Source organism: Pseudomonas sp. WS 5078 (genome assembly GCF_012985745.1).
Classification (GTDB): domain Bacteria; phylum Pseudomonadota; class Gammaproteobacteria; order Pseudomonadales; family Pseudomonadaceae; genus Aquipseudomonas; species Aquipseudomonas lundensis_A.
The window spans coordinates 393,094-403,367 of the sequence record NZ_JAAQWX010000002.1; the positions used below are offsets into that span (position 1 = coordinate 393,094).

Annotated in this window: 6 protein-coding genes; 4 read left to right on the forward strand and 2 right to left on the reverse strand. The window is 57.4% G+C overall.

Translation table 11 applies throughout. From position 1 onward, the window contains the following. Nucleotides 1-9 precede the first annotated feature (9 nt). Nucleotides 10-2,307, reverse strand: coding sequence for a fatty acid cis/trans isomerase (locus tag HBN68_RS05040; protein WP_169962973.1), 2,298 nt, complete (start codon nucleotides 2,305-2,307; stop codon nucleotides 10-12). 153 nt (nucleotides 2,308-2,460) lie between these two features. Between HBN68_RS05040 and metH the strand changes: the two genes are divergently transcribed. Both metH and HBN68_RS05050 read left to right on the forward strand, forming a co-directional pair. Continuing rightward, complete coding sequence (metH, locus tag HBN68_RS05045; RefSeq protein WP_169962975.1) at nucleotides 2,461-6,171, forward strand: methionine synthase; 3,711 nt, start codon at nucleotides 2,461-2,463, stop codon at nucleotides 6,169-6,171. Nucleotides 6,172-6,334: 163 nt separating this feature from the next. Continuing rightward, nucleotides 6,335-6,556 carry a DUF2970 domain-containing protein gene (locus tag HBN68_RS05050; RefSeq protein WP_094994520.1) on the forward strand — a complete coding sequence of 74 codons (222 nt, stop codon included), beginning with the start codon at nucleotides 6,335-6,337 and terminating at the stop codon, nucleotides 6,554-6,556. On the opposite strand, the gene HBN68_RS05055 is transcribed toward HBN68_RS05050, so the two are convergent. Continuing rightward, entirely contained in the window at nucleotides 6,544-7,635 is a 1,092-nt protein-coding gene (locus HBN68_RS05055; RefSeq protein WP_094994521.1) for an ABC transporter substrate-binding protein, read from the reverse strand. The genes HBN68_RS05050 and HBN68_RS05055 overlap by 13 nt on opposite strands. Nucleotides 7,636-8,117: 482 nt before the next feature. Between HBN68_RS05055 and HBN68_RS05060 the strand changes: the two genes are divergently transcribed. Further along, nucleotides 8,118-9,776: a nitrite/sulfite reductase gene (locus tag HBN68_RS05060; protein ID WP_094994522.1), complete on the forward strand. Its 1,659-nt coding sequence runs from the start codon at nucleotides 8,118-8,120 to the stop codon at nucleotides 9,774-9,776. Beyond that, a complete protein-coding gene (locus HBN68_RS05065) occupies nucleotides 9,760-10,254 on the forward strand; it encodes a DUF934 domain-containing protein (protein ID WP_169962977.1) in 495 nt (164 codons plus the stop codon). The genes HBN68_RS05060 and HBN68_RS05065 overlap by 17 nt, the downstream gene beginning before the upstream one ends. The last annotated feature ends 20 nt before the right edge of the window (nucleotides 10,255-10,274 follow it).

A 10,274-nucleotide genomic window follows, 5' to 3' on the forward strand; every position in this document is an offset into this window, starting at 1 on the left:
AAATGACCCTTACAGGTTCTCGTAGCGGTTCATGTCCAGCACGCCGGCCTCTACCGGATCGGTTTCGTTGATGTATTCGCCGATGTCATGAAAGTACGCCCAAAACTGCGGATGACTGCGGCGAATCCCCCAGCGCTGGACGATGGCATCAAACGAGGCTTGATCCTGGCTTTTCTCCATCGCAACGACAAACGCCTCAACCTCACCGGCCGGGATGTTGAACATGAAGTTCGGATAACTGCTAAGCACACCCGGGTAGATCGTCAGCGTGTCCAGCCCAGGCTGCAGGCGATATTCCTCACCCAGCATAAACGCCACATTGGTGTGCGCGCGGTTGCGCAACAGGCTGTACATCTCACGCGTGCCATCAGCACTTTCGATGCGCAGCATACTGGCTTCGGGCAGTCGATTGATAACGGGCAACCCGGCTGCGGGGCGCGACGTCAGGCGGCTGAGCGATTGCTCCGCATACTGGAAGGCCTGAGCAATGTTGGGCCGCGAACAGTAGGCTCCCGAACAACGGTTAATCGGGTCAGGCCGTGCGTTGAGGGTTCCGGTGCGCTCAATCAGCTTGAGGGCAAAATCGCGTTTCGGGTCTGCCGGGTCGAGCTTCATGCCCGTCGCAGTGCCGGTGTCGATCTTCCGATAATCCATCCACATCTTGAGCTTGCCACTGTTCTGATACCAGTCGCCCAAAATGGCCCCACGCGAATCAGCTGGCATCAGACGCAGGAAGTTAACCTCGGCGCCGTTACGGATCAGGTCAAAGTACAGGCGCGTCTGCGCCTGGTGCGAGACGTTACCGAACACATCAAAGTTGACCGCCAGTTGATAGTAGGTGCGTTCCAATAGCGGGTAGTCGAAAAGCCACAAGGTCTGCGGGACTTCACCGATCAACCCTTTGCTGACACTGGCACTGTCGAAGTGACGGAAGATGGTCAGCAGCGCGTTGTCATTTCCTGCCCACAAGGTCGACCAGCTAGGCGGCGGCATTTCAGCGTATGCACTTTGGCGCAACTCTTCATACTCGTTACGTTTGTCGCGGTAGTTGTGCCACAGCGAGATGATGCTGCCCACGTCGTCGATCTGACCTGGCATCGCCAGCAACGGCGTGGCTTTGCCGCGGTAAACGGCGTCAGTCACGTAGCGATCACGGGCAGGTTCCTGGAACACGGCCCAGAAGTTGTCGCGAATCACGTCCGTGGCAATCTGGCCGCGGCAGACAGGCCCGCGAATAAAGGTGCGCACAAAGTATTCGGCGTTATCCAGCATGAACTGGTAACGGGCGACGGCAGGGATGGCTTCAAAGGTCTCGAACGGGTTGGCACGCCCTCGTGGCCCATACCCCGGTAGCTTGGCCGCATGCCAGTCACCGCTGTAAAACAGTTGTTTGACCCGCTCCAGCTTGCGCTGCCCCATAGGGTAGGTGATGTGTGTTTTGTGAACGATCACCCCCTGGACCGGCATGATCCGGTAATAAAAAGTGGTGCCCGGGTCGTCGTTGGGGCGCCGCGTAGCGATCAGGTCAATCGGCTGCCCGCTTGGCGTGCGCGAACGCACCCACTGGAAGTAATGCCCCGGCACGCCGTTGTCGAAATAGGCATGGGCCAGGAACAAATGCTCATACAACCAGCGAGCGACCAGGGCTTCGGTGGAGCCCGGGCGATTGAGCAACTCTTCCCATTCAGCGATCTGAGTGGCTTCAATTGCCGTCGGCTGAATGGCATGTTGATCGACCGGCGCGCCCTGCGCCAACCAGGTCTGCACCGTTATGTATTGCTGATCGGTCAGGCCAGTGACGGCTAACGGCATGCCTTCCTTGGGATGTTTTTGCGCGTAATTGTTGAACTCGCCGGGTGCCGGGCAACTGTTTTCACGGTTGAGCCCCAGCACGATCTCTTCAGGCAGTTTGGCGTTTGGCGTCAACGGAGCGCTGTGGCCCAGTTCCAGCATGCGCGCCATGAGTGCCGCTTGTGCGCCCTGGGCGTCCAGCACGGAGTAAAAACCTTTGTTGCGCCACTCTTGCGGGCCCTTGGCGTCGTAGAAAATCCGTGTTGGCGCAACAGCAGTGGTCCGATCACCCTGATAGACAGGTACTTTGCTCGCCCCCCGGGTTGCGCCCTCCGCGCTCCCCAGGTTGAGCTGGCAGGCCGCATCGTTACAGGCGTGGCAAGCGACGCACTTTTCGGTAAGGATCGGCTGGATATCCCGGGTGTATGAAATAGCCGGGCTAACGAGCGGGGTTTGGCCCAACGCTGTACTGCACACCACCAGCGTCACGGCGCCGGTGAGTAGGCGAAAAAACATGTGCCATTGTCCTGATATTAAAAATTGTCGCGATTCTACCCGTCGAAGACTCGCCTCAACATGAATGAAATTCATGAAAAATGGCGAACGATCAAATCCCACGCAGGTTTGTTATGCTTTGCCATCTTTTGCATGGCTCTAACAGGTAGTCCTATGTCTGACCGCAGCGCTCGTCTCCAAGCACTTCAGCACGCCCTCAAAGAGCGCATTCTGATTCTCGATGGCGGCATGGGCACTATGATCCAAAGCTACCGTCTAGAGGAACACGACTATCGTGGCACACGCTTTGCCGACTGGCCGAGTGACGTAAAGGGCAATAACGACCTGCTGGTCATCACTCGCCCGGATGTCATCGGTTCGATTGAGAAAGCGTACCTGGATGCCGGTGCCGACATTCTCGAAACCAACACCTTCAACGCCACTCAAGTCTCCCAGGCTGACTACGGCATGCAGGCACTTGCCTACGAACTCAACGTAGAAGGTGCTCGGCTGGCGCGCAAGGTGGCCGATGCCAAAACGCTTGAAACGCCGGACAAACCGCGTTTCGTGGCGGGCGTGTTGGGCCCGACCAGCCGTACTTGCTCGTTGTCGCCGGATGTCAACAACCCCGGCTACCGCAACGTGACCTTCGATGAATTGGTCGAAAACTACACCGAGGCCACCAAGGGCCTGATCGAGGGTGGCGCGGACCTGATCCTGATCGAGACCATTTTCGACACGCTTAACGCCAAGGCAGCAATCTTTGCCGTGCAAGGCGTGTTCGAAACGCTGGGCATCGAGTTGCCGATCATGATTTCCGGCACCATTACCGACGCCTCCGGCCGTACCCTGTCTGGCCAGACCACCGAAGCCTTCTGGAACTCGGTGAGTCACGCCAAGCCGATTTCGGTGGGCTTGAACTGCGCGCTGGGTGCCAGCGAGTTGCGCCCGTACCTTGAAGAGCTGTCGAACAAAGCCAGCACCTACGTCTCGGCACACCCTAACGCCGGTCTGCCGAATGAGTTCGGGGAATACGACGAACTGCCCGCGCAGACGGCCAAGGTGATTGAAGAGTTCGCCCAAAGCGGCTTTTTGAACATTGTCGGCGGCTGCTGCGGCACCACGCCGGGCCATATCGAGGCCATCGCCAAGGCAGTGGCCGGTTATGCACCGCGCCAGATCCCCGACATTCCCAAGGCGTGCCGACTGTCAGGCCTTGAGCCGTTTACCATTGACCGCAGCTCGCTGTTCGTCAACGTAGGCGAACGCACCAACATCACCGGTTCGGCGCGCTTTGCCCGGCTGATCCGTGAAGACAACTACACCGAAGCCCTGGAAGTGGCCCTGCAACAAGTTGAAGCCGGTGCTCAAATCATCGACATCAACATGGACGAAGGCATGCTGGATTCGAAGAAGGCCATGGTGACCTTCCTCAACCTCATCGCTGGCGAACCGGACATCTCCCGCGTGCCGATCATGATTGACTCTTCCAAATGGGAGGTCATCGAAGCAGGGCTCAAGTGCATTCAGGGCAAAGGCATCGTCAACTCGATCAGCATGAAAGAAGGCGTCGAGCAGTTTATTCACCACGCCAAACTGTGTAAGCGCTATGGCGCAGCGGTGGTGGTGATGGCGTTCGACGAAGCCGGCCAGGCCGACACCGAAGCGCGCAAGAAAGAAATCTGCAAACGCTCCTACGACATTCTGGTGAATGATGTTGGCTTCCCGCCGGAAGACATCATCTTCGACCCGAACATCTTCGCCGTGGCCACCGGCATTGAAGAGCACAACAACTACGCAGTGGACTTCATCAACGCCTGCGCCTACATCCGTGACGAACTGCCGTATGCCCTGACGTCGGGGGGCGTGTCGAACGTGTCCTTCTCGTTCCGCGGCAACAACCCGGTACGCGAGGCGATCCATTCGGTGTTCCTGCTGTACGCCATTCGGGCGGGCCTGACCATGGGCATCGTCAATGCCGGGCAACTGGAAATCTACGACCAGATCCCGACCGAACTGCGTGACGCCGTTGAAGACGTCGTGCTCAACCGCACCCCTGACGCCACCGACAACCTGCTGGCAATCGCGGACAAGTACAAAGGCGACGGCAGTGTCAAAGAAGCCGAAACCGAAGAGTGGCGCGGCTGGGACGTCAACAAGCGGCTTGAGCATGCATTGGTTAAAGGCATCACCACCCACATTGTCGAGGACACCGAAGAGTCGCGCCTGTCATTCAAGCGTCCGATTGAGGTCATCGAAGGCCCGCTGATGTCGGGCATGAACATCGTTGGCGACCTGTTCGGTGCAGGCAAAATGTTCCTGCCGCAGGTGGTCAAGTCTGCCCGCGTCATGAAACAGGCCGTGGCGCACCTGATCCCGTTCATTGAACTGGAGAAAGGCGACAAACCGGAAGCCAAGGGCAAGATCCTGATGGCCACCGTCAAGGGTGATGTGCACGACATTGGCAAGAACATCGTCGGCGTGGTGCTGGGCTGCAACGGCTATGACATCGTCGACCTCGGCGTGATGGTGCCTGCCGAGAAAATCCTGCAAGTGGCCAAAGAGCAAAAGTGCGACATCATCGGTTTGTCCGGCCTGATCACACCGTCGCTGGATGAAATGGTCCACGTCGCGCGTGAAATGCAACGTCAGGACTTCCACTTGCCCCTGATGATCGGCGGCGCGACCACCTCCAAGGCGCACACTGCGGTCAAGATCGAACCCAAGTACCAGAACGACGCCGTGATTTATGTCACCGACGCCTCCCGTGCCGTGGGTGTGGCCACGCAGTTGCTGTCCAAAGAACTGAAAGCCGGCTTCGTCAGCAAGACCCGCGACGAGTACATCGAGGTCCGCGAGCGCACCGCCAACCGCAGTGCGCGCACCGAGCGCCTGAGCTATGCCGCGTCCATAGCCAAAAAGCCGCAGTTCGACTGGGCCGGATACCAGCCGGTGAAACCGACGTTTACCGGCGCCAAGGTATTGGACAACATCGACCTCAAGGTGCTTGCCGAATACATCGACTGGACACCGTTCTTCATTTCCTGGGATCTGGCAGGTAAATTCCCGCGCATTCTGACAGACGAGGTCGTGGGCGAAGCCGCCACCGCGCTGTACGCCGATGCTCAGGAAATGCTCAAGAAACTGATCGATGAAAAACTCATCAGCGCCCGTGCCGTCTTCGGCTTCTGGCCGGCCAATCAGGTTAACGATGATGACCTGGAGTTGTATGACGAAAACGGCCAGCCATTGGCCACACTGCACCACTTGCGCCAGCAAATCATCAAGACCGATGGCAAGCCCAACTTCTCCTTGGCCGACTTTGTGGCGCCTAAAGACAGTGGCGTGACCGATTACGTGGGCGGCTTTATCACCACGGCGGGGATTGGCGCAGAAGAAGTGGCCAAGGCTTATCAGGACGCTGGCGACGACTACAACTCAATCATGGTCAAGGCCTTGGCCGACCGTCTGGCCGAAGCATGCGCCGAATGGTTGCACCAGCAGGTACGCACGAATTACTGGGGGTATGCCAAGGACGAAGAACTGAGCAACGACGCGCTGATCAAAGAGCAATACAGCGGTATCCGCCCTGCCCCTGGCTACCCGGCTTGCCCGGATCACACGGAAAAGGCCACGTTGTTCAAATTGCTTGATCCTGAAGCCGAAGAAATGCGGGCGGGCAAAAGCGGCGTGTTCCTGACGGAGCACTACGCCATGTTCCCGGCTGCGGCCGTCAGCGGCTGGTACTTCGCACACCCGCAGGCGCAATACTTTGCCGTGGGCAAGGTCGACAAGGACCAGATCGACAGTTACACCGCGCGTAAAGGTCAGGACCTGGCCGTTACGGAACGCTGGTTGGCGCCGAACCTGGGTTACGACAACTGAAGCTGAAAAGCCTCCCGCGGGTCTCGGTGTTGCCACTTATACAGTGGCAACACCGCGGCTGAGTGTCTGAGCGCTCCTGTAACACATGCGTATCGCGCCCTCGCCTGTCGAGGTTTGACTATCCTCAAGACAGTGACCTTCCTCTCTGGAGCTTGAGGTGCTTATGAACGATCCGCAAAAGCCACCGTCCTTTTGGCAAGTGCTGCACAGCGTGATGGCTGCCGCATTTGGCGTACAAAGCTCGAAAAACAGGGCTCGCGATTTCACCCAGGGCAAACCCGGTCAGTTCCTGCTACTGGGTTTGCTGTTCACCGGCGTGTTCGCACTGACACTTTTCGGGATCGTCAAACTGGTGCTGATGATTGCCGGGGTTCAGGGCAACTGAAGCAAGGTGTCGAGGGTAAACGGGTACTGATAAGACGGCGGCTTGCCTTGGGCCGAGAATGCCGTGAACGGCAAATCATAATGGCGACTGCGGGTAATGTTCAGCAGGGTCGTGGCTTGCTTGGCATCGAGCAATCGCAGTAACGGCACCTGCCGGTCCCGACCGCCAAACCGGGTGAAATCAACCCCTTTGGAGGCGTCATTGAGCAAGACCATTGCCCACCCCCCGAGCGTAAAGTGCCCGGCAACCAGCACACTCAATCGCCCGTCGATACGTGCCTGCAGCGCAGGTATTGAGTTATTGACTGCGCTGAACAGCAGGTCACGACCGGGTTTGCGCCCTGTTTCTTCAGCTGCCCGCATGGCCCCGAACGCCATTTCATCATTGGCGCTCCACACCAGCGCCGTGTCGGGGTAGCGTTTGAACAACTGTTGAGCCTGCTCATACGCGCGCTGCTCGTTCCACTCGCCATACACCATCTGTCGCAAGCGCACGTGAGGATGTTCATTCAGCGCCCGCTGCATGCCCTTTTCCCGCCAACGGGAAGCCGGGGTGTTTTTGACCCCTGAAAAAGCCAGCAGGTCCACCGTTTGACCCGGCGCTATAGGCCCATGCTGACGAATCAGCTCGCTCAGCATCAGATAACCGCCCTCTTCATCATTGGTCACCATGCTGCCAAGCCAGCCTGAATAGCGGGCGCCATCTGTTTCCATTAACTGGGCCTGCTCCTGGGTCAGACCATTGTTGACCATGAACAGCTTCACGCCGCTGCCGTGGGACAGGCGCAAGATTTGCGGGGCAACGTATTGTTCATTAACGAAGACCAGGTAATCGGGCCTGTGGGGGCCTTGTAAAGCTGCCCGCGCTTGCTCGATGGCTTTTTGTGGGGATCGCTGTGCGTATTGGACCTCAAGCTGCATGCCCAGGCTGTTGGCTGCCGCTTGCATAAAGTCAGAATAACTGACCCAAAAGGTCTCATCCGCAAGACCGGGGTTGATAAACAGCACGTTGGCGCCCTGCACCGCCATGGAAAATGGCAGGGTCAGGATGATCAGGCATTGACTGAAAGCTTTGAGCATTGACACCTGTCCCAGGAAATTGAGCCTCATCATAACTGGCACAATACCATCAGGCATCTGGCTAACGCTGCTGTTTCAGTGCGGCCAGAAAAGCCACAACGTCAGTTACCTGCGCGCGAAGCTTTAATTATTGGTGACTCACCCAAAACACCGCAGTGCCCACCACCAAAATGATCATGAAAAGAATGGCCCATGCATCAACCTTGCTATCACTTTTACGTGCCTTGACTGGAGTGCTCATCGCATCGCCTTTTTTCAGTTTTATGGGTGAATGCTTGAAGACGTCCTGTCAGTTAAGTCCAGCAATCCCCACAAGACAAGTAAGTGATTGAGAATCAGCCTCTTATAGTCTTTTTGGTTCTTTCCATATGCTTAAACAGCACTTTTGCGCATAACTACAAACTGGTATCGTTCCTCGCTCCGTGGGGAGTGCGCGGCCGTGCGCGCAGATAAGCTGTTAGCAGCCTGAGAACAGGACCTATATGTACGTATATGACGAGTACGATCAGCGGATCATTGAGGACCGCGTCAAGCAGTTCCGTGATCAGACCCGACGCTACCTGGCAGGTGAGCTGAGCGAAGAAGAATTCCGCCCCCTGCGCCTGCAAAATGGCCTGTATGTTCAGCGTTTTGCCCCGATGCTGCGGGTTGCAGTGCCCTATGGCCAACTGACTTCGCGCCAGGCGCGGATGATGGCCAAGATTGCCCGGGACTACGACAAGGGCTATGCCCACATCAGTACCCGCCAGAACGTGCAGTTCAACTGGCCTGCGCTGGAAGACGTGCCGGATATTCTGGAAGAACTGGCCACTGTGCAGATGCACGCCATCCAGACCAGCGGCAACTGCCTGCGTAACGTGACCACCGACCAGTTTGCCGGCGTTGCCGCCGACGAGTTGATCGACTCCCGCCCGTGGTGTGAAATCGTGCGTCAGTGGACGACTTTCCACCCGGAATTCGCCTACTTGCCGCGCAAGTTCAAGATCGCAATCAACGGGTCAGCTTCTGACCGCGCCGCCATTGAAGTACACGATATCGGCCTTGAGCCCGTGTTCAATGAAGCCGGTGAATTGGGCTTCCGTGTACTGGTTGGTGGCGGCTTGGGCCGTACCCCGGTGGTAGGCGCATTCATTAATGAATTTCTACCGTGGCAAGACTTGCTGAGCTACCTTGAGTCCATCCTGCGGGTTTACAACCGCTATGGCCGTCGGGACAACAAGTACAAGGCGCGCATCAAGATTCTGGTCAAAGCCCTCACCCCTGAAGTCTTTGCGCAACGCGTCGAGGCCGAAATGGTGCACCTGCGGGGTGGCTCGACCACGCTGACCGAAGCCGAAGTTCACCGTATCGCCAAGCATTTCGTCGACCCGGACTACAAAGATTTGCCAGATTTCAGCGCCGAACTGGCTGAACTCGACAAGCAGCATCCCGGTTTTGCCCGCTGGCGTACCCGCAATACCCTCGCCCATAAAAAGCCGGGTTATGTGGCTGTCACGCTGTCGCTCAAACCTACTGGCGTTGCGCCGGGTGATGTGACTGACAAGCAGTGGGACGCCATTGCTGACATGGCCGACCGCTACAGCTTCGGCCAACTGCGCACCTCTCACGAACAAAACATCATTCTGGCCGATGTCGAAGAGCGCCAGTTGTTCACCATGTGGGGCGAGTTGCGCGAGCACGGTTTTGCCACACCGAATATCGGCCTGCTGACCGACATGATTTGCTGCCCCGGCGGCGATTTCTGCTCGCTGGCCAACGCCAAATCCATCCCGATTGCCGAATCCATCCAGCGCCGCTTTGAGGACCTGGACTACCTGTTCGACATCGGTGAGCTGGACCTCAACATCTCAGGTTGCATGAACGCCTGTGGTCACCACCACGTCGGCCACATCGGCATCCTGGGTGTTGATAAAAAAGGCGCCGAGTTTTATCAGGTGTCGCTGGGGGGCAGTGCCAGCCGTGATGCCAGCCTGGGTAAAATCCTCGGCCCTTCGTTCGCTCAGGACGACATGCCGGATGTAATTGAAAAGCTGATCGACGTCTACGTTGAAAAACGGACCGAAGACGAGCGCTTCATCGACACCTATCAACGTATTGGCATCGATCCCTTCAAGGAGCGCGTCTATGCAGCGAATCATTAAGAACAACGAAGTTATCGACGAAACCTGGCACTTGCTGCCCAAGGACGCAAGCTTCGATGGCATCCCCAACTGCGATGATCTGATCGTGCCGCTGGCCCTGTGGCGCGAGCATGCTCATGCACTTAAAGCCCGTGATGGCGGTTTGGGCGTGTGGCTGGACAGCGACGAAGAGGCAGAAGAAATCGGCGAAGACGTGGACAGCTTTCAGGTCATTGCCCTGAACTTCCCTGCCTTCACCGATGGCCGCAGCTACTCCAATGCTCGCTTGCTGCGCGATCGCTATGGTTATACAGGTGAATTGCGAGCCATCGGGGATGTGTTACGTGATCAGCTTTTCTACCTGCACCGCTGTGGCTTCAATGCATTCGCCATACGGGCCGATAAAGACCCCTATGAAGCACTGCAAGGCCTGAAAGACTTTAGCGTCACCTATCAAGCGTCCGCTGACGAACCTCAGCCTCTTTTCCGGCGGCGCTGATTCTGTACTGGCTCCAGGGG

What these genes read in the sequence shown, in the direction of transcription:
- HBN68_RS05065 (WP_169962977.1), top strand. Translation starts at nt 9,760, where the DNA reads ATGCAGCGAATCATTAAGAACAACGAAGTTATCGACGAAACCTGGCAC.
- metH (WP_169962975.1), top strand. Translation starts at nt 2,461, where the DNA reads ATGTCTGACCGCAGCGCTCGTCTCCAAGCACTTCAGCACGCCCTCAAA.
- HBN68_RS05060 (WP_094994522.1), top strand. Translation starts at nt 8,118, where the DNA reads ATGTACGTATATGACGAGTACGATCAGCGGATCATTGAGGACCGCGTC.
- HBN68_RS05040 (WP_169962973.1), bottom strand. Translation starts at nt 2,307, where the DNA reads ATGTTTTTTCGCCTACTCACCGGCGCCGTGACGCTGGTGGTGTGCAGT.
- HBN68_RS05050 (WP_094994520.1), top strand. Translation starts at nt 6,335, where the DNA reads ATGAACGATCCGCAAAAGCCACCGTCCTTTTGGCAAGTGCTGCACAGC.
- HBN68_RS05055 (WP_094994521.1), bottom strand. Translation starts at nt 7,635, where the DNA reads ATGCTCAAAGCTTTCAGTCAATGCCTGATCATCCTGACCCTGCCATTT.